This is a genomic window from Rathayibacter tanaceti, assembly GCF_009834165.1.
Lineage (GTDB): Bacteria > Actinomycetota > Actinomycetes > Actinomycetales > Microbacteriaceae > Rathayibacter > Rathayibacter tanaceti.
Map to the genome: position 1 here is coordinate 666,325 of NZ_CP047186.1, position 20,431 is coordinate 686,755.

Genomic DNA, 20,431 nt, shown 5'->3' on the forward strand with positions numbered 1-20,431 from the left:
GATCGCGGGGCGCCCTCGGGGATCCGCCTGGTCGGTGGTGCCGACCGCGGCCGATCGGCGACGGAGGAGGAGGGGCTCAGCAGAACAGCCCTTGAAGGCGCTTCACTCCTTCGAGCAGCGCGTCGTCGCCGAGGGCGTACGAGAGGCGAAGGTATCCGCTCGGGCCGAACGCCTCCCCGGGGACCGTCGCGACCTCGGCCTGCTCGAGGATGAGGTCGGCGAGCTCGAGCGAGGTCGTCGGAGTCACTCCGCCCCACTCGCGGTTCAGCAGTCCGGTGACGTCGGGGTAGACGTAGAACGCGCCGCCCGGGGTGGGGCACTCGACTCCGTCGATCGCGTTCAGCTCGGCCACGATCGTGCGGCGGCGGCGGTCGAAGGCCAGACGCATCTCCTCTGCCGGCTCCTGCGGCCCGGTGAGGGCCGCGATGGCCGCGCGCTGCGAGATGTTCGAGACGTTGCTCGAGAGGTGCGACTGGAGGTTCGCCGCGCCCGCGATCGCGTCGGCCGGGCCGACCATCCAGCCGACCCGCCAGCCTGTCATCGCGTACGTCTTGGCGACTCCGTTGACGAGGATCGTGCGGTCGCGCAGCGCCGGCACCGCCTCGACGATCGATGTCGCCCGCTCGAGGGGGCCCGCGTCGTCCTGGTCGCCGGTGGCGTAGACGAGGTTCTGATAGATCTCGTCGGCGATGATCCAGAGGTCGTGCTCCTCGGCCCACTCGCCGATCTCGCGGGTCTGCTCGGGGGAGTAGACCGCTCCGGTCGGGTTGGAGGGGGAGACGAAGAGGAGCACCTTGGTGCGCTCGGTCCGTGCCGCCTCCAGTTGTTCGACGGTGACGAGGTAGCCCTGGTCGGCGCCCGCGAACACGTCGACCTGCACGCCTCCGGCGAGCTTGATCGCCTCGGGGTAGGTGGTCCAGTAGGGGGTCGGCACGAGGACCTCGTCGCCGTCGTCGAGCAGCGTCTGGAAGGCCTGGTACACGGCCTGCTTGCCGCCGTTGGTCACGACGATCTGCGAGGGCTCGACGTCCCAGCCGGAGTCGCGTGCCGTCTTGACGGCGATCGCCTCGCGGAGGTCCGGGAGGCCGGCGGCGGGCGTGTAGCGGTAGTTCCGCGGGTCGAGCACGGCGGCCGAGGCCGCTTCGACGACGTGCTCGGGGGTGCGGAAGTCGGGCTCGCCGGCGGCGTACGAGACGACCGGGCGGCCCTGGGCCTGGAGGGCCTTCGCCTTCGCATCGACCTTCAGGGTCGCGGACTCGGCGATGGCGGAGATGCGGGCGGAGATGCGCGTGGTGGAGGACACGACGGCCAGCGTATCCTGCGCGCCCAGGAGGCCCGCGGGGCCCTCGCCGCTCGGCTGGACACGCTCTGCGGGTCCACGTACACTCGTCTGAGGTAGTCGATCTCTGCCCTCATCCACAGCGCCCGCGAAGGGCGCGCGGCGAGGCGCGGTCGGTCGGTCTCCTTCCTCGGATGCTCGCAACGGCATCCATAGGGCGGTGGCTCAATTGGTAGAGCAGCGGTCTCCAAAACCGCAGGTTGCAGGTTCGAGCCCTGTCCGCCCTGCACATCGATGCCCGTCGCACGCGGTTCCCGCGATGCAGCGGTCATCGGTCCAGGGCCACCCAGGACGGGTGGCCGGCCACACCGGAGGTTCCGGTGCGGGAAAGGTGCGTGCAGGTGGCCGGGAAAGCAGTCGACGAGCCGAGCGAGGACGTCGTCGCGATCGCGAATCAGCAGCGAGCCGCGCGGCGCAATCCGTTCGCGCGCATCGCCCTCTTCATCCGGCAGGTCATCGCCGAGCTGAAGAAGGTCGTGACGCCCACCCGCAAGGAGCTGGGCAACTACGTCGTGGTCGTACTGATCTTCGTCGTCATCATGATGGCGCTGGTGTCCTTCCTCGACTGGGTGTTCGCCCTGGCCGTGACCTACGTGTTCGGCACACCCGCCGCCTGACCCGAGAGCATCCGGTCCGCGCGAGCGGAGCGTGCCGGCGACAGCGGGACGCGCCCCGAGGGGCGTGACCGATCGATGAGAGAGAGTTGTGACGAGTGTCTGACAGAAACCGCGACGACGTCGACTGGGCGACGGCTGCCGAGCAGTCGTCCGAGGTCGAGGAGGAGCAGGAGGGTGGCACCCAGACTCAGGCCGAGGACGCCGTCGAACCCGCCGAGGAGGGCGCCCTGAGCGTCATCGACGAGAACGAGTCCGAGGACGATCTCGCCTCCGACCTCGAGGCCGCGCTGGACGCCATCGGCTCGGTCGACGACCCCGAGGCCGACTCGGCGGTCGACGGAGCGGCCCACATCGACACCGTCGAGGAGGCCGAGGCTGCCCTCGAGGCCGTCGAGGACGAGGCCGAGGTCGCTGCAGAGGATGCGGAGTCCGCCGGCGAGGAGCTGGCCGACATCGACCCCTACGAGGCCTTCCGCGCCGAGCTGCGCGGCAAGCCGGGCAAGTGGTACGTCATCCACTCCTACGCGGGCTTCGAGAAGCGTGTGAAGTCCAACATCGAGAACCGCAAGGTCTCACTCGAGGCCGAGGACTACATCTTCGAGGTCCAGGTCCCCATGGAGGACGTGGTCGAGATCAAGAACGGCCAGCGCAAGATGGTCACCCGCGTGCGCATCCCCGGCTATGTGCTGGTGCGCATGGACCTCAACGAGGACTCGTGGTCGGTCGTCCGCCACACGCCGGGCGTGACCGGCTTCGTGGGCAACGCCCACAACCCGACTCCGCTGCGGTTCGAGGAGGCGTTCACCATGCTGAAGAGCCTCGTCGAGATCAAGGACGTCGCTCCTTCGAAGGCGCCCGGCGCCAAGGGTCAGAAGCAGGTCCAGCGCGTCCTCCCCGCCGAGGTCGACTTCGAGATCGGCGAGACCATCACCATCAAGGAGGGCTCGTTCGCGGGTCTTCCCGGTTCGATCAGCGAGATCAAGCCCGAGAGCGGCAAGCTCACCGTGCTGGTGTCGCTCTTCGAGCGCGAGACCCCGGTCGAGCTGTCGTTCGACCAGGTCACCAAGCTCTGACGAGCCACGCACTGCCCGTGTGAACGCCCCCTCCGCTCGATCGGAGGGGGCGTTCGCCGTGCGAGCGGTGGGGCGCGATCCGCAGGGGATCGTCGCGGGTCACGTCATGTCTGAGCGTGACCTCGCGCTCTGGATCTCTTGCGGGTCGCGCGGGTGGTCTTCGACCTGTCGGGGGCGCTGCCCCTCGTGTAGGCTCTTGGGGGTTGTGTGTCGGCGCCCCTCCGTGTGCGCGCCGGCCCGAGCCTCCACCGCGATCCGACACCGTCGGATGAGCGGGAGAGCGGTCGGGAGCCCCCGACCGCTCGAACCCTGAGAAAAGGAATCAGAATGGCCCCCAAGAAGAAGGTCACCGGCCTGATCAAGCTCCAGATCAAGGCCGGCGCGGCGAACCCCGCGCCCCCGATCGGTCCGGCGCTCGGTCAGCACGGCGTCAACATCATGGAGTTCTGCAAGGCGTACAACGCGCAGACCGAATCGCAGCGCGGCAACGTCGTCCCCGTCGAGATCACCGTCTACGAGGACCGCTCGTTCACCTTCATCCTGAAGACCCCGCCCGCGGCGGAGCTCATCAAGAAGGCCGCCGGCGTCGCCAAGGGCTCGTCGACCCCGCACACCGTGAAGGTCGCGAAGCTCACCCAGGCGCAGGTCCGCGAGATCGCCGAGGCGAAGCAGGTCGACCTCAACGCCAACGACATCGACGCCGCGGCGAAGATCATCGCCGGAACGGCGCGCAGCATGGGCATCACTGTCGAATAGCGCGAAGCGCTCTTCACAGGCGGCAGCCCCGCGCTGACAAGCGCGGACTCACCGCGGACGCCTCGAGAACGCAACGGCGACCCCTCAATGGGGTCGCATCACGCGCCTCGAAAAGCCTCCGCGCGAGCTCTCTGCCTCCTACGAGCAGCACTCCCGGCCGTGATCACGGCACACCCAGAACTCCAACTCCCCGTGGGAGAGCCCGCCAGGCTCTAGAACCACATTCTCGTTTCAAGGAGAAACAACATGGCACAGAAGTCGAAGGCCTACCGGGCCGCAGCGGCCAAGCTCGAAGAGGGCAAGTTCTACAGCCCCGATGAGGCCGTCGCGCTCGCTCGCGAGACCGGTTCCGCCAAGTTCAACAGCACCGTCGAGGTCGCCCTCAAGCTCGGCGTCGACCCGCGCAAGGCCGACCAGATGGTCCGCGGCACGGTCATCCTCCCGCACGGCACGGGCAAGACCGCCCGCGTCATCGTGTTCGCGACCGGCCCGGCCGCCGAGGCCGCTCTGGCCGCGGGTGCCGACGAGGTCGGCGGCTCCGAGCTGATCGAGAAGGTCGCGGGCGGCTACACCTCGTTCGACTCCGCCGTCTCGACCCCGGAGCTCATGGGCCAGGTCGGCCGTCTCGGCAAGGTGCTCGGCCCCCGCGGCCTCATGCCCAACCCGAAGACCGGCACCGTGACCCCGGACGTCGCGAAGGCCGTGACCGAGATCAAGGGCGGCAAGATCGAGTTCCGCGTCGACAAGCACGCCAACGTGCACCTCGTCGTGGGCAAGGCCGCTTTCACCGAGGAGCAGCTCCAGGAGAACTTCAAGACTGCTCTCGACGAGATCGTCCGCCTGAAGCCGTCCTCCTCGAAGGGCCGCTACATCCAGAAGGCCGCCGTCTCGACGACCTTCGGTCCCGGCATCCCGCTGGACGTCAACGTCCTCGCCTGAGCCTCGGCTCGGCAGTGACGGGGAGGGGGCCCGCTTCGGCGGGTCCCCTCCCTCGTCGTCTCCGGGGTGCTCCCCGCGGCGGGCATACTGGTCGGAGTGTCCGATCCCTCCCCCTCGCCTGTAACGATCCGCCGCGCCGTCGCCTCTGATGCCGCGGCGCTCTCGTCGGTCGCGGCGGTCACCTTCCCGCTCGCCTGCCCGCCGCACACGACCCGGGAGGCGAAGGCCGAGTTCATCCGCACGGTGCTGTCGGTCGAGCGGTTCCGCGAGTACCTGGCCGATGACGCTCGGGTGCTGTTCGTCGCCGAGGACGCGACCGGGGCGCTCGGGTACACCATGATCATCCGCGGCGAGCCCGCCGATGCGGACGCCGATTCCACGATTACCCATCGGCCGGGAGTCGAGCTGAGCAAGTGCTACGCCCTGCCCGCCTGGCACGGCTCGGGCGTTGCCGCCCGGTTGATGGTCGCGAGCATCGACGACGCGCGGGCGGGCGGGGCGCGTGGCATGTGGCTCGGCGTGAACCAGGAGAACGAGCGGGCGCGCCGCTTCTACGCGAAGCACGGCTTCGAGGTGGTGGGCACGAAGCGCTTCCTGGTCGGCGGCCGCTACGAGGACGACTTCGTCCTCGAGCGCGCCCTCTGACGAGGCGACCGCGAGTGAGGGAAACCCGGACCGTCGAGGCCGCCCGTGAGGGCAGGCCCTCTCGACGGTCCGGGGCTCCCTCAGTGCATGGCGGCGGGTCAGCCCTCGGAGACGGTGAGCACGATCTTGCCGCGGGTGTGCCCGGTCTCGAGCTGCTCGTGGGCTTCGCAGGCTCGGGCGAGCGGGAGGATGCTGTCGATGAGGACGCGCACGTCACCCGACTCGAGCAGGCGCGAGACGACGGCCAGGGTCGCGCCGTCGGGCGCGACGCGGTAACCGGAGGCGCGCACGCCGGCCGCCGCGGCCTCCTCGAAGAACCCGGGCCAGCCGCTCGTCGGCGCCGTGACCATCAGGCCGCCGGGACGTAGGACCTTGAGCGAGCGCGAGCCGGTGTCGTCGTGCGCGTTGCCGACGAGGTCGATCACCACGTCGATCCCGGCGAGGACCTCGTCGAAGCGCTCGGCGGTGTGGTCGATCACCCGGGAGGCGCCGAGCTCGCGGAGCCACTGCACGTTGCGGGTCGAGCCGGTCGCGATCACCGACGCTCCGAAGTAGGCGGCGAACTGCACGGCGAAGTGGCCGACGCCGCCCGATCCGGCGTGGATCAGGATCCGCTGGCCCTCGTGTGCCTTCGCGAGCTCGACCACCATGCCCCAGGCGGTCAGAGCCGCGAGCGGCACGCCCGCCGCCTCGACGTGCGAGAGGGTCGAGGGCTTCCTGGCGATCGAGACACTCGGGACGCTGACGTACTCGGCATAGGAGCCGGAGTACCGAGGCACCATCACGAAGCCGTACACCTCGTCGCCCGGGCGGAGCGGATGCGCGGGGTAGGGGCTCGAGACCACGACTCCCGAGAAGTCGTGGCCGAGCACCGCCGGGTACGACGCGATCTGCGAGGCGACTCCTCGGCCGGCCCGCGTCGTCGCGTCGAGCGGGTTCACTCCCGCGGCGACCACCTTCACGGTGAACTCGGCGTTGATCGATGACGGTGTCGGCACCGTCGCCAGGTGCAGGACGGAGGCGTCTCCCGGCGCGTCGATCACCGCTGCGGTCATCGTGTCGGGGAGGAGTACCTCCTCAGGGATCTCGCCAATCGCGAGGCCGTGCCCGAGCGCGCTGGTGTGCATCATCGCCTTTCGTGTCGCGGCGGTGGAGGTCCTGTCGACCGGCGTCGCCCCCGATGCCCGCATCCCGACGCCGTCTCCAGTCAAGCGACGCAATGAGTCGGCCCTGTTACGGGGGTGTCACCCGTGGGAGAAGATTGGCGTGCCCGCGCGGAGGAGCCTCCGGAGCGGTCTGGCACGATGAGGGGATGCGCCGCCGACGAGGACCTCTGCTCGCGGGCGGCGCGCTGCTGGTGCTAGCGGGTCTCGGGGTCCTCCTTGCGGCGCGGTTCAGCATCGGAAGCAGCCGCTGGGTCTACGTCAGCGAGATGGGTGCGCCCGACCTTCCCACGGCCGCTGCCTTCGAGATCGCGCTGCTGCTGGTCGCGGCGGGCGGCGGGCTGATCGCCGCCGGCGCCTGGGCGGTGCGGGCGCGCCTGCTGAGCGCGCTCCCGCCGGCCGCGGCGATCCTCCTGGCCGCGGCCTGCTTCGCGCTGGCCTCGCAGGTGACGTGCACGGCGGGCTGCCCGCTGCCGGTGGGTCCGGCCTTCAGTTGGCAGGACCTGATCCACACGTCCGCCGCTGTGCTCGGCTTCGCGGCGGCGTGCGTCGCGATGCTCCAGCTGGCGACGACACGGGAGCGTCCTGCTCTTGCACGCCTGTCGCTCGCGGCCGGGATCGCGGTGGCGGTGGTCGCCGGCACAGGAGGGATCCTGTCGCTGCTGCGGGTCTGGCTCCCGCTCGGCGGCACGCTCGAGTTCGTCGCGACGGCGATCGCCGTGCTGTGGCTGGCGGCCGTGGGCCTGGTGCTCGCCGTCGAGGAGCTCAGCGCTGCCCGAGCCAGTCGCGCACGTGGCCGCGGATCCGGTCCTGCTGCTGCGCGAAACCCTCATCGCGCGACGGCACCCGCTCGAGGTCCGCGCCGGGGAGAGCGCTAGCCCACGCCTCCGCGACCGCGACCGGATGCACCGGGTCGCGCTCCGCCGCGATCACCAGCGTGCGGGCGATCACCTCGCCGAGCTCGGCGGAGTCGCGGTAGGCGGCGTTGCGCGGGACCTCGGCCAGGCGGACGGCGCGTTCCTGCGCGAGCGGAGAGCGGAACTGCAGAGTGAGCACCTCCGCGGACGCGGGCGAGACCTCGGCGGCACGCGCGAAGAGCCCGGAGGCGCGGAACATCCGCTCGCCGCGCTTCGGACCGTGATCGTGCAGGAGCTGAGCGATCACGGGGAACACCGTGAGATTCTCGGGCAGCGGCTCGGCGGTGAAGGCGGGGCGGACGAACACCGCTCGGTCGATGGGTAGCACCCGGCGCACGGCAAGCCGCAGGCCGAGGGCGGCGCCCATCGAGATGCCGAGCACCGTGAGCGGCTTGTGCGCGGCTCCGGCCCGGACCACCTCCTCGGTGACCTCGTCCGCCAGAGACTCGAGGGCGAAGTCTCCGGGCGCGCCCTCGACCTCGGAGGCACCGTGCGCGCGGACATCGGGGGCGATGACCTCGGAGCCGACCGGGAGCGCCGATCGCAGCAGCCCGAGCGGCTGGGAGCGGTCGCCGCCCAGGCCGTGCAGGAGGAGGACGGTCACCGCACGCCCGCGCGGGTTCTCTCGTGCAGCTCGGCCATCAGCATCCCGGCCAGGCGGACGAGCACGTGGATTTCGTTCTCGTCGCGGTCGACCCAGCGGCACTGCGGCTCGTCGTCGATCGGCACGAAGTCGCGATGCTGCTCCCAGACGACCAGCGTCCGCTCGGCGCCGAGGACGTACTGCTGCCAGAACACCTGGCGCAGGTAGTGGCGGGGAATGCTGCGCCACGGCTTCGTCGTGGTCTTGATCTCGCACAGCTCAAGCCGTCCGTCGTCGCGCAGCCCGATGCCGTCGGGGGTGGCGAGGTGGCGGCGCTCCTGGCTCGCGTGGAAGAGGGTGCTGCTGGGCTCGATCGCGTGCTCGCTCCGCACCCAGGCGGCGATCTCCGGCTCGCGGGCACGGCCGTGATCGGTGAAGGCGTTGCCGCCGAAGCCGGTGCCGTAGAGCTTGTCGAGCGCCGCCCTACCGATCGCGGCGGGGGAGGAGAGGCGGGCGACGTCGGTCGCTGTGATGCCGCGGGAGCGGGCGCGGAGCCAGGCGACGCGGTCCGAGGAGTCGGCGACGACCCTCCGGAGGTGCGGGGGCTCGGCGTCCACGAAGACGGGCTGAGTCTCCCAGGGGAACGAGAGCTGCAGATCGGGCACCGATTCATTCTCTGCTCGATCGCTCGCAGCGCCGAATCGGCACGCCGCGCGTCCGTGTCGATCCGCGAGGCGGCCGGCGCCTCAGGCGGCGAGGAACGCGTCGACCTGGGCGCGCGAGAGGAGGTGGCGGCGCACCATCAGGGCGCTGCCGCGCACGCCTCCGCCCTGGGCCGCGGCCTGCACGATGTCGAGGGAGCGGGTCGCCAGCGCAAGGGAGCGGCGGTAGACCACCTCGCGCACGCCGGCGAGGACCTCGTGGCTCGCTTCTGCGACGCTGCCGCCGATGACGATCACGGAGGGGTTGAGCAGGTTCACGCAGGTGGCGAGGACCTCGCCGATGTCGCGGCCGGCTGCTCGGGTGAGCTCGACGGTCATCGGGTCGCCCGCGGTCAGCAGGGTCACCACGTCCGAGGTGGAGGAGGCGTCGCGGCCCGCCTCGGCGAGGCGGCGGGCGATGGCCGAGCCGCTCGCGATCGCCTCGAGGTCGGCCTCGCCGCGGTCTCCCGGCACCTGCACGTGGCCCAGGTCGCCCGCGGCTCCGAGCGCACCACGCTGCAGTCCGCCGCCGCTGACGATCCCGGCGCCGATGCCGGTGGAGACCTTCACGTAGAGGAGGTCGTCCACGTCGGGGTAGTGGTCCGCGTGCTCGCCGAGCGCGAGCAGGTTGACGTCGTTGTCGACCAGCACGGGAACGGGCAGGCGCCGCGCGATGAACTCGGGGATGTCGAACCGGTCCCAGCCGGGCATGATCGGCGGCTTGACCGGGCGACCGGTCGCATGCTCGACAGGGCCCGGCACTCCGACTCCGACGCCGGCGAGCGGCCCGGCCTCGGGCGTCCTGCCGAGGAGCGCGGCGGCGACGTCGAGGGCGTGACCGAGCACGGCGAGCGGGCCGTCCGCGATGGCGATAACCTCGCGGCGCCGGGCGAGGACGCGCCCGTCGAGATCGGTGAGCGCGACCACGGCGTGGGCGGCGCCGAGGTCGATCGCGAGGAGGCTGCGCGCGTCGGGGTCGAAGGCCACCCGGGCGGCGGGTCGGCCCCCGGAGGAGGGAGCGTCGTCTCGCCGGGCGATGAGGCCGGAGGCGGTGAGTACCTCAAGCTGCGCCGAGACCGCAGCGCGGGGCAGGCCGGTCTCGGCGACCAGATCTGCGCGGGTGCGCGGGGCACCGTCGGCCAGGAGCAGCAGCATCTCGCCGACCGCACTGACAGAGGATCGGCGGGCCGGTGGCATGGCGAGAGTCAACCACAGGGCCTCTCTTCTGCGCGCCGGAGCCCCGACTTCGCGTACCCCTCCCGAAGGAGTTTTGCTTGTAGGCGAGCAAAAGTCGGCGTAGGGTCGGGAAACCATTGTCCGACGTCGATCAGGAGCCCCGCCGGTGGCCACACCCTCAGACCTCTCAGTCCAGCTCCGCGAGCCGCTCGCCGCAGACCTCCCCGCCACGCTCGACCGCCTCGCGGGCCTGGGGTCGGCTCACCGCTACGTCTCGGGGCTCGGCGCATGAACGGCGCGGGCCGCGTGGGTGTCGGCGTGATCGGCGCCGGCACTATCAGCACGCAGTACCTGACCAACCTCACCGTGTTCCCGGACCTCGAGGTGCTCTTCGTGGCCGACATCGATGTGGAACGAGCGGAGGCCCAGGCCGAGGCGTTCGGGGTCCCCGCCTCGGGCAGCGTCGACGAGCTCCTCGCCCACGAGGGCATCGAGATCGTCGTGAACCTCACGATCCCCGCCGCGCACGTCGAGGTCGCGCGCCGCGCGGTCGAGGCCGGCAAGCACGTCTGGACCGAGAAGCCGTTCTCGCTCGACCGCGAGAGCGGCCTCGAGCTGCTCGCCCTGGCGAAGGAGAAGGGCGTGCGTGTCGCGACCGCGCCCGACACCTTCCTCGGCGCCGGGCTGCAGACCGCGCAGCGCGTCATCGAGAGCGGAGCGATCGGCACGCCGCTCTCGGCACTCACCCTGTTCCAAGGCCCCGGCCCCGAGGCGTGGCACCCGAACCCCGAGTTCTTCTTCGCGCCGGGCGGCGGCCCGCTGCTGGACATGGGGCCGTACTACATCACCACCCTCGTGCAGAACCTCGGCCCCGTCGAGAGCGTCACCGCGGTCTCCTCGCAGGCTCGGGCGAGCCGCATCGTCGGCTCCGGACCCAAGGAGGGCACCGAGTTCCCGGTGACCATCCCGACGCACATCGGCGGACTCCTGCGCTTCGAGTCCGGCGCCTCCGCCCAGGGCGTGTGGAGCTTCGAGTCGAGTCTGCCGCGCACCGGCTTCGTCGAGATCAACGGCACGGAGGGAACCCTCGTCCTCCCCGATCCGAACATGCACGACGGCGAGCTCACACTGCATCGCCGCGGCTCCGAGGAGCCCGAGGTCATCGCGGCGACGGGCTCGACCGCCTCTCGCGGCACCGGCGTGCTCGAGCTCGCCCGCGCGATCCGGGCCGACCGGCCAGAGGCGGCCTCCGGCGAGCTGGCGTACCACGTCACGGACGTGATGCTCTCGCTTCTCGACGCCGCCGAGAACGGCGAGAAGGTGCTCGTCACGAGCACAGTGGCGCCGCGACCCGCGCTCCCCGAGAACTGGGACCCGGGCGAAGCGACCCTCGCTTGATGGACGCACCTCTGCGCGCGGGGGTGCTCGGCGGAGGCTTCATGGCCGCTGTGCACAGCCGTGCGGCCCGCAGCGCCGGCGCGGTCCTGGCGGGAGTCGCCTCCTCCAGCCCCGCGAAGGGCGAGCGGGCCGCCGCCGAGCTCGGATTCGAGCGCGCCTACCCGGACGCCCGCGCCCTGATCGAGGACGAGAGCATCGACGTCGTGCACGTCTGCACGCCGAACGCGACACACGCCGAGCTCGCACTCGCCGCGATCGAGGCGGGCAAGCACATGGTGTGCGAGAAGCCGCTCGCCGCGACTGTGCAGGAGGCGCAGGCGCTCGCCGATGCCGCGTCGTCGGCCCGCGTGGTCGCGACAGTCCCCTTCGCCTACCGTTTCCACCCGATGGTGCGCGAGGCACGGGCCCGGGTGGCGGCGGGCGAGACGGGCCGGCTCGTCACGGTGCGCGGCAGCTACCTCCAGGACTGGCTGCTCGGCGCCTCGGACGACGACTGGAGGGTCGACCCGGCGGTCGGCGGCCGCTCGCGCGCCTTCGGCGACATCGGCTCGCACCTCGTCGATCTCCTCGAGTTCGTGACCGGCGAGCGGATCGGCTCGCTCGCCGCGATCACGAGCACCGTGCACGCCGAGCGCGGCGGTCGCCCGGTCGAGACGGAGGACGTGGCCGGAGCAATCGTGCGGCTCGAGGGCGGCGCCGTGGGAACGCTCCTCGTCTCGCAGGTGACCGCGGGGCACCGCAACGAGCTGGTGCTCGAGGTCTCGGGGCTCGAGGAGTCGCTGCGCTTCGAGCAGGAGCTGCCGGAGACGCTCTGGGTCGGTCGCCGTGGAAGCGCGGTGCTGGTGCCGCGCGACGCGTCGATCCTCGCTCCCGATGCCGCACGGCTCTCGATCGTGCCGAGCGGACACCCGATGGGCTATCAGGACGCCTTCACGGCGTTCGCCCGCGACACTTACGCCGCCGTGGCGGGGAACGAGGTCGCGGGTCTGCCCACCTTCGACGACGGCCTGCGCGCGGCGCTCATCACCGAGGCCGTCCTCGACGCGGCGGAGACCGGTGCCTGGGTCACCGTGCCCGCCGCCGACGACCGGACGGAGGTCGCCGCAGGAACGACGAGAAGACGTACGCCGTGACGCATCCCTGACGCTGTTCACCGGCCAGTGGGCCGACCTGCCCTTCGAGGAGGTGGACCGCCTCGTCTCGGAGTGGGGCTACGACGGTCTCGAGATCGCGGCCTCGAGCGTCCACCTCGACCTCCAGCGCGCCGACCAGGACGACGCCGACGTCGCCTCGCGGCTCGAGATCCTCGACCGGTACGGTCTCGAGCTCTTCGCGATCTCGAACCACCTCGCCGGTCAGGCCGTCTGCGACGACCCGATCGACGTCCGCCACCGGGCCCTCGTTCGCGACGACACCTGGGTGACGGCGAGCCGGAGGGGGTGCGTCAGCGGGCGGCCGAGGACACGAAGCGCTAGGCCCGCGTCGCCCGCACGCTCGGGGACCGACTGCACGGCGCGAAGGAGGCCTGGGCTACATCCGCTCGCTGCGCTGGACGACGCCGACCGCCTCATTCGACGCCGCCCTCTCGAACCAGTAGCCGCCCGGCTCAGTCGGCGGACCTGGCGGCGCGCTCGGACTTGATGCGGGCCTGCTCACGGCGGACCTCGGCGTAGCGGTTCTGCTCGACGCGCAGCCACTCGGGGACCTCGTCGAGCAGGGCCTGGATCTCGGGAGTGGTCAGCGCCTCGGTGACGCCGCCGCGGGCCAGGCCCGAGATCGAGACGTTGAGCCGGGAGGCGATGACGGAGCGCGGGTGCGGCCCCTCCTCGCGCAGCTGCACGAGCCAGGCGGGCGGGTTCGCGACGAGCTCGTCGTACTGCTCGCGGGTGATCGCCGACGCCTGGAACTCTGCGGGGGTCGCGGGCAGGTAGACCTGTAGCTTCTTCGCCGCGGTCGCAGCCTTCATCGTCTGTGTCGCCTTGGCCATGCGGCAACCCTACCGGCGCCGCGCGGAGCACCTACCCTGGGGGGATGAGCGAGCACCCCGGAACCGGCGACCACCAGGGGGCTGCGGAGGCGGTGCCCGACCACCCGGCGACGGTGCCGGACGGCGCCGACGCCTCCGCCGGGCCCGCGCTGGCGATCGCCCTCGTCGCGGGCGTGACCCCCACCACCTGGACCCGCGTCTGGGGCCACCGGCGCGCCGATCTGCCGTTGCGCATCACCGTCGTGACCGAGCGCGAGCAGGAGGAGGCGCTGCTCGCGGGTCGCGCGCAGCTCGCGTTCGTGCGCGGCGGCCTCGCCTCGCCGGCCCTGAGTTCGATCCACCTCTACGACGAGCAGCCGGTTGCCGTCCTCTGGCGCGAGCACCCGCTGGCCGGGGCCGAGGAGCTCGCCGTCGCCGACCTCGCCGAGGAGCACCTCCTGCAGGAGCCCGCCGACGTGCCGGAGTGGGCCGCCGTCGCGTCCGAGATCGCCGACGGCTCGCGTCGCCCGCTGCCCCGGATGGCGGGTCTCGATGACGCCGTCGAGCAGGTCGCTGCCGGCGTGGGTGTGCTCATCGTGCCCCAGTCCGTCGCCCGCGTGCACGGCCGCAAGGACATCAGCGCGGTGCCCGTCTCGGGCGTCGCGCGCTCGTCCGTCCGGCTGGCGTGGGTGACGGCGGAGAAGGGGGACGATGTCGAGGACTTCATCGGTGTCGTCCGCGGCCGCAGCGCGAACACGACGCGCGGGACAGCCGCGACTCCGAAGGTCGAGTCGCGGGCCAAGGCGGCGAAGGCCAGGGCCAGGGAGGCGCGCGAGAAGGCCGGGCGCGCGGGCGGCGGGAAGAAGAAGCCGGCCCGCGCGAAGGCCTCGGCGCCCGCGGTCCGGCGCACCAGGAAGCCCCGTGGGCGCTGAGCCGACCTGGACACTCCGCCCAGCGACACAGGCCGACGCGACCGCGATCGCCGAGCTGCGCGCGGTGGTCATGCGACCCTCCCTCGAGGCACTCGGCCGCTACGACGAGCACCGGGTACGGAACCGCTTCCTCGAGGGCTACCGGCCTGAGCGGACGCAGGTGATCGAGGTCGACGGCGTCTTCGCCGGGAGCATCGCCGTCCGACTCGAGGGCGACGCTGTCTGGATCGAGCACTTCTACCTCGCGTCGCACACTCAGGGCCGCGGCATCGGCGGCGCCGTGCTGCGCCGGGTGATGCGGGAGGAGGCGCGCCAGGGCCTGCCCTTCCGCCTCGACGTACTGAAGGGCAGCGCTGCCCGGCGGCTCTACGAGCGGCACGGCTTCCGTTTCGAGCGCGCCCTCGAGTGGGACGACATTCTGTCGGCCGCACCGCGGGAGTCGTGAGCGCGCGGTCTCTCGCGAAGAACCGAGCTGCACGCCGACCGAGGCCCGTCGGGCGATCGAATGCCTCTTCTCGATGCGCTCGATCATCCCCTTTTCGGAGGTGTCCTGTCGTGTACCGTCGCGATCATGTCTCGTTTCCTTGCGCGCTTCGACAAGGGGCGTCCACGGCCATCCCTCCACCAGATCGAGAAATCTCTGATGCAGTTGTTGGAGCCGGCTGCGCAGCGTTCGGCCACCGATCTCTTCGTGCTCACGCAAGGCTTGCCCGCTCAGGCTTCGTCGAAGAGCGAGTTCTACGAAGTGACCTTTGTGCAGTTCCTCTACCAGTACCTGATGATGTCTCCCGCTTTCAGGGAGTACAGGGTCGGATGGGAAGTGCCCTACGCGTCAGGGGCTGGCAACCCGAAGCGGGTCGATGTCGTCCTGACCCCTCGCGGAGGAGGCGCCCCGATCCTCATTGAAGCCGGACGCTTCTCGGTTCAGAAGATGAAGGACGACTCGGCGAAACTGCGAGACCTTCGCTCAGGAGTGAAGCGGGTTCCGGGGGTCAAGCGCGTTCTGCTGTACTGGATCGGGAATGACGCTCCGAAGAATGCGGGCAAGACCCGTGAGACGGTCCGGAAGCCGATGACCAACCGCGCGAGTCGGAGGGCTGTCGGCGCGGCGCACGTGAGGCCGCTCTGGGTGATGGGAATCGATCTGCACGCTCATGCGGGTGAGGAGTCGACCCAGTTCACTGCGGTGCTGATCGAAGTCCTGCCCTAGCTGGATGTCCTCGCGGTGTGACGCGGTGTGTCGCGCCCGAGCGCGAACGCCGAGCCGCCGATTCTCCCGGAATGCCCGGCTAGGGTGCGCTCATGCCCACGAGCGATGAGACCTGGACCCTGGCCGAGCACGATGTACCGGTGTACCGGAGCGGAGAGGGCGGCCGCGCGCTGATCCTCATCCACGAGGTGTGGGGGGTCGACGGCCATATCCGCTCGGTCGCCGACCGGTACGCCGCGGAGGGCTACAGCGTGATCGCGCCGGAGCTGCTCGCCGAGAGTGGGCTGCTCGAGCAGCTCGACGAGGAGCAGCGGGCGGACTACGACCACCCGGTGCGTCGTCTGCCTCGCCAGGTGGAGCTGCGCACGTTCTTCGCTCCCGTCTTCACTCCGGAGCACGGCACGCGGACTGTCGCGATCCTTCGCGCGCTCGTCGAGCGGCTGCTGCGTCAGGAGGGGATGACGAGCGTCGCGGTGACGGGCTTCTGCTACGGCGGCACCTTCTCGTGGGCCCTCGCGCTGGCCGAGCCGCGCCTGGCGGCGGCGGTGCCCTTCTACGGGCACGTCACCGCCTCCGCGCAGGAGCTGGCGGCCCTGCCGGTGCCGGTGCTCGCGTTCGTCGGCGATCAGGACGCGCCGCTCGTCGAGCAGGTGCCGACCATCCGGGAGGCCACGGCGGGCAAGGACGTGGAGGTGGTGGTCTACCCGGGGGCCGGGCACGCGTTCTTCAACGACGCGAACGAGCAGACGTACCAGGCGGAGGCGGCGACCGACGCGTGGCCGCGGGCGCTGGCGTTCCTGCGGGCCCACTCCGCCTGAGCGGGCGTCCGGGACCGCCGCGGCCTCGGCGGTGGCCGGCCTGGGTGGCGACCGCGGCGTCGGGAAGCGCGGACTGGAACGAGCATGGTGTCCTTCGATCACGGGGAGCTCGGGATCGCTCGATGACCGACCGTCGGAAGCACGCCTCTGCGGCTCGTCGCCACCGGCGACGGGCTGTCGATGAGGCGGCGCTCGTTGCGGCACCGGGGCCGTATGCTCTCCCGCGGTGAGCGGAGGCAGCCTTCTCGCCCGGGAGGAGGAGATCATGACGATCGAGGTGCAGCGCGCCTACGCGGAGCGCGCCGAGGAGTACTCGGCCGCGCTCGGATCGATCGAGGCCATGCATCCGGAGGACGTGGCCCGGATCACCGGCTGGGCGGCGGCGGTCGCGGGCCCGCTCCTCGACGCCGGATCCGGCCCCGGGCACTGGACAGACCTCCTCCGCCACCGCGGGAGCGACGTGACGGGGATCGAGCTGGTCCCCGAGTTCGTGGACTCCGCCCGTCGACGGTTCCCGCTCGCCGACTACGACGTCGGCGATCTCCGGAGCCTCCCCTACGAGGACGCGCGGTTCGCGGGTGTCCTCGCCTGGTACTCGGTGATCCACACGCCTCCCGAGCAGTGCCCGCCGCTGTTCCGGGAGCTCGCCAGGGTGCTGCGCCCCGGCGGCTCCCTGCTGATCGGCGCCTTCCTCGGTCCGTCGGGCGAGCCCTTCAAGCACGCGATCACCGGGGCCTTCTTCTGGTCCGAGCGGGGGCTCTCCGACGCGCTGGCCGCCGCGGGACTCGAGGTGACGGAGTCGCACTCGCGCTCCACGCCGCCCGCCCGCCCGCACCTCGCCGTCGTCGCGCGGATGCCTGCACCGCCTGATCGCGGCGGGCCGGCGCCCTGCCGCGGGCGGGCCCCTCGGTCGTAGGCTCGCGCTCATCCGCAACCGGGGGAGGCGCCGAGCATGACCGCGACATAAGAGACCAGCGCCCCACCCGAGCTGAAGCGCGTGCTCGGCCCGAAACTGCTGCTGCTGTTCGTCGTCGGCGACATCCTCGGCACCGGCATCTACGCGCTGACAGGCCAGGTGGCGGCCGAGGTGGGAGGCGCCGCATGGCTGCCGTTCGTGATCGCCTTCGTCGTCGCGACGCTGACCGCCTGCTCCTCTCTCGAGCTCGTCACCAAGTTCCCGCAGGCCGCGGGTGCCGCCCTCTACGCGCACAGGGCGTTCGGGATCCACTTCGTCACGTTCCTGGTCTGCTTCACCGTAATGGCGAGCGGCATCACCTCGGCCTCCGCCGCCTCCGATGCGTTCGCGAGCAATGTCGCCACCGGCTTCGGACTCGGCGAGGCCGCCGCAGATGCTCTACGCCTCGTTCGAGGACATGATGCTGCTGATCGCCGGCCCTCGCGTGGGCACGTCGACCTCCCTCGTCATCCCCGCGATCATGGCCGCGCCCGGCGCCGTGGTCACGACGTCGAACAAGCGGGACGTGCTCGACGCGACCCGCGACGTGCGCGCCGCCAAGGGCCACGTGTGGGTGTTCGACCCGCAGCGCGTCGCGTTCGAAGACGCGACCTGGTGGTGGAACGCCCTCTCCTACGTCACCGACGACACCAAGGCCGCGAAGCTCGCGACGCACTTCGCCTCCGGCACCCCGGCGATGAACGCGAAGACCGACGCCTACTTCGACGGCAAGGGCCAAGAGCTGCTGTCCGACCTGCTGCTCGCCGCCGCGGCCGGGAACCCGCTCAGGTCTGCGGAAGTCATCTTCTCTTCATCAGGGTGCGCCGCCATGGCCGGACAGCCTCATGCTTCTGCGCGAGGAGGGACTGGTGCAGATCGTCCCGTCGCCCGGCAGCTTCGTCTCACGCATCGATCCGGAGCGGGTCGCTGAGCCTCAGTTCATCCGCGAGGCAATTCAGTTCTCCGTCCCTCAAGCTGAAGCGAGGGATCAACTTGCACGCGAAAAGCAACCATCAGCCGGTGACAAGGGCGCCGAGAACGGCGGAGGCACTCGAGGCCAGGGCGAGGAACACGGCGGGGATCACGGTCAACCTGTGGCGGGCATCGACCACGATGGCGCCGACCATCAGAATCGCGAGGGCGGCTCCGGCGACCTGGGCGAGCACCGGCGCGACGCCGGTGACGACAGGGAGGATCAGCCCGAGTCCCCCCAGGATCTCGGCCGCACCGATCAGCCTCACTGTCGACGGTGAGAAGTCGTCCACCCACACCAGACCGTTCTCCTTCAGGGCGGCTGACGTGCGGACGAGCTTGAGAAGGCCCGAGCCCACGAAAGCGAGCGCGGTGAGTCCGGCGATGATGAAGAAGGCGATGATCACGGGAGGCTCCTGGGCGTGCGGTGGGGTGCTGGGAGAGGGGGTAGCCGGTGACGGCGCGGGGGCCGCGTCGCGGGCGCTCGCGGGTCGATGCGGTGCCGGATCATGCGCTACTGGGCGCGCAGTTCGGGGTAGAGAGCCTCGATCGGAGCGGCGAGTCCGGCCTTCACCTGTCGGCTGAGCTCGTCGGCGACGATCTCGTACTCGTCCCGTTCGACGCCGTCGAGGACCGCTGTCACGAGGTCCGCGGGTCGCATCTTGGCGTCGTCGGTGTGGGCCGCCATCGCAGTGTCGACGTATCCCATGTGCACGCCGGTCACGTGGATGCCGCGAGGAGCGAGTTCGAGCCGGAGCGAGTTGGTGGCCGACCAGATCGCTGCCTTCGAGGCGCTGTAGACGCCCGCGCCCGCGTACCAGCTGGCGACCGAGTGGATGTCGATCAGGGCAGCGTTCTCCGCCTCGGCGAGGATCGGCGCGAACGCCCGAGCCACGAACAGCGGAGCGAAGAAGTTGATCTCCATGTTCTGCCGCACGGCCTGCTCGTCGATGTCGAGCAGGCTGGCGGTCGGCGGCAGGCCCCCGGCATTGTTGACGACCACCGTGACGTCGGCGGCGACGGCGGCCGCGGCGTCGATCGACGCGGCGTCGGTCACATCGAGTGTCAGCGGCACGATGCGGGAGTCGTCCCAGGTGCGAGGGATGCGGGCGGAGGCGTAGACCTTGGCGGCGCCGCGCGCGAGTGCGGAGTGGACGAACTGGGTGCCGATGCCTCCGTTGGCTCCGGTGACGAGGACGACGGCGTTGGTGAGAGAGGGCATGGGTTCTGCTTTCCGTGTGGGGGTGAATGGTGGTGACTAGGGCTGTAGTCGCTACTGCGCCGCTCCGATGCGGCCCGTGCGCAGCGCCTCCGCGTACTTCTGCGGGTTCAGCAACGCGAGTTCGCCGGTGCTCTGCGTGTCGGCGATGTAGCCGAGCATCCGGTCCTGGGCCTCCTTCTGCTGGTCGCGGACGAGGAACTCCGCGTGCTCGTACTGCAGGCCCTCCTTCAGTGGGAGGGAGGCGCCGAAGTAGAGCGAGCGCTTGACGGCGCCGAGAGAGCCCTTCGCGCGCAGGCTCAGGTACTCCGCGCGCTCGACGGCGCGCGCGAGGACGTCCTGCTGCGGGACCACTTCGTCGACGGCGCCGAGCTCGAGCGCCTCGGCGGGCGTGAACGGCCTGCCTTCGAGGACCGCGGAGAGGGTCTTCTGGGTGCCGATGAGGCGGGGCAGACGCTGGGAGCCGCCGCCGCCCGGGGTGAGTCCGAGCAGCACCTCGGAGAGGCCGATGACGTGGTCGCCGTCCGCCATGATGCGCAGGTCGCAGGCCCACGCGAACTCCGCGCCGATGGCCAGGGCCGAGCCGTTGAGCGCCGCGATGAAGACGGTGCCGCTCGCGTTCATCTTCAGGAAGGTCGCGTGGATCTCGTCGAGCTGCAGCAGGGTCTTGAGCGGGGACCTCCGCGCGAGCGTCCGGAGGACGGGTGTCCTGTTGATCGCCGTGGCGAGGCGCGCGACCAGGCCGGCGGTCCGTGTGCCGATGGGAGGGAACCCGACCCCGCCCTGCTGGAGCCACGTCACGTCGGCGTGGCTGAGGAACCGGTCGGGGTGCGCGCCGGTGAAGACGACGGCGCGGATGTCCGGATCCCTGTCCGCTCGATCGACCAGTTCCTTGAGCTCCCTGGCGATGGCGACGTCGAAGAGAGCGTGCGGCCCTCCGTCGATGCGGGCGACGAGGACTGCACCGCGATCGTCGATGTCGAGGTGGCCGTCGGGACGGGCGACTTCCCGATCGGTGGTGGTAACAGGTGTTGTGGTCATGGTGTTCTCCG

Annotated in this window: 23 protein-coding genes, 1 tRNA gene and 3 pseudogenes; 18 read left to right on the forward strand and 9 right to left on the reverse strand. The window is 71.0% G+C overall.

Translation table 11 applies throughout. From position 1 onward, the window contains the following. Positions 1-76: 76 nt before the first annotated feature. Positions 77-1,303 carry a pyridoxal phosphate-dependent aminotransferase gene (locus GSU10_RS03145; RefSeq protein WP_082844995.1) on the reverse strand — a complete coding sequence of 409 codons (1,227 nt, stop codon included), beginning with the start codon at positions 1,301-1,303 and terminating at the stop codon, positions 77-79. A 190-nt stretch (positions 1,304-1,493) separates the two neighbouring features. Here GSU10_RS03145 and GSU10_RS03150 point away from each other — a divergent pair. The 6 genes from GSU10_RS03150 to GSU10_RS03175 all read left to right on the forward strand — a co-directional run bounded on the left by GSU10_RS03150 (position 1,494) and on the right by GSU10_RS03175 (position 5,369). Next, positions 1,494-1,566 (forward strand) — tRNA-Trp (locus GSU10_RS03150). A 114-nt stretch (positions 1,567-1,680) separates the two neighbouring features. Beyond that, on the forward strand, positions 1,681-1,956 hold the full coding sequence (gene secE, locus GSU10_RS03155; RefSeq protein WP_068208793.1) for a preprotein translocase subunit SecE: 276 nt from the start codon (positions 1,681-1,683) through the stop codon (positions 1,954-1,956). A gap of 95 nt (positions 1,957-2,051) precedes the next feature. Continuing rightward, the gene (gene nusG / locus GSU10_RS03160) at positions 2,052-3,029 is read left to right on the forward strand and encodes a transcription termination/antitermination protein NusG (RefSeq protein WP_068208794.1); all 978 of its coding nucleotides are present in this window, start codon (positions 2,052-2,054) and stop codon (positions 3,027-3,029) included. Between the two features lie 327 nt (positions 3,030-3,356). Continuing rightward, entirely contained in the window at positions 3,357-3,785 is a 429-nt protein-coding gene (rplK, locus tag GSU10_RS03165) for a 50S ribosomal protein L11 (RefSeq protein ID WP_068208795.1), read from the forward strand. 246 nt (positions 3,786-4,031) lie between these two features. Beyond that, on the forward strand, positions 4,032-4,724 hold the full coding sequence (gene rplA, locus GSU10_RS03170; RefSeq protein ID WP_132504756.1) for a 50S ribosomal protein L1: 693 nt from the start codon (positions 4,032-4,034) through the stop codon (positions 4,722-4,724). A gap of 96 nt (positions 4,725-4,820) precedes the next feature. Further along, complete coding sequence (locus GSU10_RS03175; RefSeq protein ID WP_082844997.1) at positions 4,821-5,369, forward strand: GNAT family N-acetyltransferase; 549 nt, start codon at positions 4,821-4,823, stop codon at positions 5,367-5,369. A gap of 98 nt (positions 5,370-5,467) precedes the next feature. On the opposite strand, the gene GSU10_RS03180 is transcribed toward GSU10_RS03175, so the two are convergent. Further along, on the reverse strand, positions 5,468-6,496 hold the full coding sequence (locus GSU10_RS03180; protein ID WP_422395425.1) for an NADP-dependent oxidoreductase: 1,029 nt from the start codon (positions 6,494-6,496) through the stop codon (positions 5,468-5,470). A gap of 185 nt (positions 6,497-6,681) precedes the next feature. On the opposite strand from GSU10_RS03180, the gene GSU10_RS03185 reads away from it, so the two are divergent. Beyond that, entirely contained in the window at positions 6,682-7,410 is a 729-nt protein-coding gene (locus GSU10_RS03185) for a DUF998 domain-containing protein (protein ID WP_158286091.1), read from the forward strand. Here the strand turns inward: GSU10_RS03185 and GSU10_RS03190 are convergent. From GSU10_RS03190 to GSU10_RS03200, 3 genes are all read right to left on the reverse strand, one after another. Then, positions 7,298-8,053, reverse strand: a complete 756-nt coding sequence (locus tag GSU10_RS03190; RefSeq protein ID WP_068207774.1) for an alpha/beta fold hydrolase — start codon at positions 8,051-8,053, stop codon at positions 7,298-7,300. The genes GSU10_RS03185 and GSU10_RS03190 overlap by 113 nt on opposite strands. Beyond that, positions 8,050-8,649 (reverse strand): YqaJ viral recombinase family protein, encoded by a 600-nt coding sequence (locus tag GSU10_RS03195; protein WP_241972905.1) that lies wholly within the window; start codon positions 8,647-8,649, stop codon positions 8,050-8,052. The genes GSU10_RS03190 and GSU10_RS03195 overlap by 4 nt, the downstream gene beginning before the upstream one ends. Before the next feature lie 129 nt (positions 8,650-8,778). Next, positions 8,779-9,930, reverse strand: a complete 1,152-nt coding sequence (locus GSU10_RS03200; RefSeq protein ID WP_068207765.1) for an ROK family protein — start codon at positions 9,928-9,930, stop codon at positions 8,779-8,781. Positions 9,931-10,075: 145 nt separating this feature from the next. Here GSU10_RS03200 and GSU10_RS15600 point away from each other — a divergent pair, with 145 nt between their 5' ends. The 4 genes and pseudogenes from GSU10_RS15600 to GSU10_RS03215 all read left to right on the forward strand — a co-directional run. Next, positions 10,076-10,201, forward strand: a complete 126-nt coding sequence (locus GSU10_RS15600) for a hypothetical protein (protein ID WP_269085047.1) — start codon at positions 10,076-10,078, stop codon at positions 10,199-10,201. After that, positions 10,198-11,307: a Gfo/Idh/MocA family protein gene (locus tag GSU10_RS03205; protein ID WP_068207762.1), complete on the forward strand. Its 1,110-nt coding sequence runs from the start codon at positions 10,198-10,200 to the stop codon at positions 11,305-11,307. The genes GSU10_RS15600 and GSU10_RS03205 overlap by 4 nt, the downstream gene beginning before the upstream one ends. After that, entirely contained in the window at positions 11,307-12,440 is a 1,134-nt protein-coding gene (locus GSU10_RS03210) for a Gfo/Idh/MocA family protein (protein ID WP_068207761.1), read from the forward strand. Before GSU10_RS03205 ends, GSU10_RS03210 begins: the two co-directional genes overlap by 1 nt. Before the next feature lie 7 nt (positions 12,441-12,447). Beyond that, a pseudogene (locus GSU10_RS03215) lies at positions 12,448-12,779 on the forward strand (sugar phosphate isomerase/epimerase); the annotation flags it as partial. A gap of 134 nt (positions 12,780-12,913) precedes the next feature. On the opposite strand, the gene GSU10_RS03220 reads toward GSU10_RS03215, so the two are convergent. Further along, the gene (locus tag GSU10_RS03220) at positions 12,914-13,294 is read right to left on the reverse strand and encodes a DUF5997 family protein (RefSeq protein ID WP_068207759.1); all 381 of its coding nucleotides are present in this window, start codon (positions 13,292-13,294) and stop codon (positions 12,914-12,916) included. A gap of 44 nt (positions 13,295-13,338) precedes the next feature. On the opposite strand from GSU10_RS03220, the gene GSU10_RS15440 reads away from it, so the two are divergent. From GSU10_RS15440 to GSU10_RS15695, 7 genes and pseudogenes are all read left to right on the forward strand, one after another. Next, positions 13,339-14,205, forward strand: a complete 867-nt coding sequence (locus GSU10_RS15440) for a LysR substrate-binding domain-containing protein (protein ID WP_082844925.1) — start codon at positions 13,339-13,341, stop codon at positions 14,203-14,205. Further along, positions 14,195-14,650 carry a GNAT family N-acetyltransferase gene (locus GSU10_RS03230; protein WP_068207758.1) on the forward strand — a complete coding sequence of 152 codons (456 nt, stop codon included), beginning with the start codon at positions 14,195-14,197 and terminating at the stop codon, positions 14,648-14,650. Before GSU10_RS15440 ends, GSU10_RS03230 begins: the two co-directional genes overlap by 11 nt. A gap of 126 nt (positions 14,651-14,776) precedes the next feature. Beyond that, positions 14,777-15,415, forward strand: coding sequence for a hypothetical protein (locus GSU10_RS03235; RefSeq protein WP_208859922.1), 639 nt, complete (start codon positions 14,777-14,779; stop codon positions 15,413-15,415). 92 nt (positions 15,416-15,507) lie between these two features. Next, complete coding sequence (locus GSU10_RS03240; protein ID WP_068207751.1) at positions 15,508-16,233, forward strand: dienelactone hydrolase family protein; 726 nt, start codon at positions 15,508-15,510, stop codon at positions 16,231-16,233. Positions 16,234-16,459: 226 nt separating this feature from the next. Beyond that, the gene (locus tag GSU10_RS03245; protein ID WP_236713488.1) at positions 16,460-17,149 is read left to right on the forward strand and encodes a class I SAM-dependent methyltransferase; all 690 of its coding nucleotides are present in this window, start codon (positions 16,460-16,462) and stop codon (positions 17,147-17,149) included. Positions 17,150-17,221: 72 nt separating this feature from the next. Then, positions 17,222-17,566: pseudogene (locus tag GSU10_RS15690) on the forward strand (amino acid permease); the annotation flags it as partial. 13 nt (positions 17,567-17,579) lie between these two features. Continuing rightward, positions 17,580-17,966 (forward strand): annotated as a pseudogene (locus GSU10_RS15695) (type IV secretory system conjugative DNA transfer family protein); the annotation flags it as partial. 235 nt (positions 17,967-18,201) lie between these two features. Here the strand turns inward: GSU10_RS15695 and GSU10_RS03260 are convergent. The 3 genes from GSU10_RS03260 to GSU10_RS03270 all read right to left on the reverse strand — a co-directional run bounded on the left by GSU10_RS03260 (position 18,202) and on the right by GSU10_RS03270 (position 20,420). After that, positions 18,202-18,567, reverse strand: coding sequence for a DoxX family protein (locus GSU10_RS03260; RefSeq protein ID WP_068207743.1), 366 nt, complete (start codon positions 18,565-18,567; stop codon positions 18,202-18,204). Positions 18,568-18,674: 107 nt separating this feature from the next. Then, positions 18,675-19,382, reverse strand: a complete 708-nt coding sequence (locus GSU10_RS03265) for an SDR family oxidoreductase (RefSeq protein WP_068207740.1) — start codon at positions 19,380-19,382, stop codon at positions 18,675-18,677. Between the two features lie 51 nt (positions 19,383-19,433). After that, a complete protein-coding gene (locus GSU10_RS03270) occupies positions 19,434-20,420 on the reverse strand; it encodes an enoyl-CoA hydratase/isomerase family protein (RefSeq protein WP_068207737.1) in 987 nt (328 codons plus the stop codon). Positions 20,421-20,431: the final 11 nt, after the last annotated feature.

Bases quoted from the DNA above. Each gene is read 5' to 3' on its own strand.
- GSU10_RS03265 (WP_068207740.1), bottom strand. From the start codon at position 19,382: ATGCCCTCTCTCACCAACGCCGTCGTCCTCGTCACCGGAGCCAACGGA.
- GSU10_RS03210 (WP_068207761.1), top strand. From the start codon at position 11,307: ATGGACGCACCTCTGCGCGCGGGGGTGCTCGGCGGAGGCTTCATGGCC.
- GSU10_RS03240 (WP_068207751.1), top strand. From the start codon at position 15,508: ATGCCCACGAGCGATGAGACCTGGACCCTGGCCGAGCACGATGTACCG.
- GSU10_RS03185 (WP_158286091.1), top strand. From the start codon at position 6,682: ATGCGCCGCCGACGAGGACCTCTGCTCGCGGGCGGCGCGCTGCTGGTG.
- GSU10_RS03235 (WP_208859922.1), top strand. From the start codon at position 14,777: ATGTCTCGTTTCCTTGCGCGCTTCGACAAGGGGCGTCCACGGCCATCC.
- rplA (WP_132504756.1), top strand. From the start codon at position 4,032: ATGGCACAGAAGTCGAAGGCCTACCGGGCCGCAGCGGCCAAGCTCGAA.
- GSU10_RS03220 (WP_068207759.1), bottom strand. From the start codon at position 13,294: ATGGCCAAGGCGACACAGACGATGAAGGCTGCGACCGCGGCGAAGAAG.
- GSU10_RS03200 (WP_068207765.1), bottom strand. From the start codon at position 9,930: ATGCCACCGGCCCGCCGATCCTCTGTCAGTGCGGTCGGCGAGATGCTG.
- rplK (WP_068208795.1), top strand. From the start codon at position 3,357: ATGGCCCCCAAGAAGAAGGTCACCGGCCTGATCAAGCTCCAGATCAAG.
- GSU10_RS03180 (WP_422395425.1), bottom strand. From the start codon at position 6,496: ATGCACACCAGCGCGCTCGGGCACGGCCTCGCGATTGGCGAGATCCCT.
- GSU10_RS15440 (WP_082844925.1), top strand. From the start codon at position 13,339: ATGAGCGAGCACCCCGGAACCGGCGACCACCAGGGGGCTGCGGAGGCG.
- GSU10_RS03270 (WP_068207737.1), bottom strand. From the start codon at position 20,420: ATGACCACAACACCTGTTACCACCACCGATCGGGAAGTCGCCCGTCCC.
- GSU10_RS03205 (WP_068207762.1), top strand. From the start codon at position 10,198: ATGAACGGCGCGGGCCGCGTGGGTGTCGGCGTGATCGGCGCCGGCACT.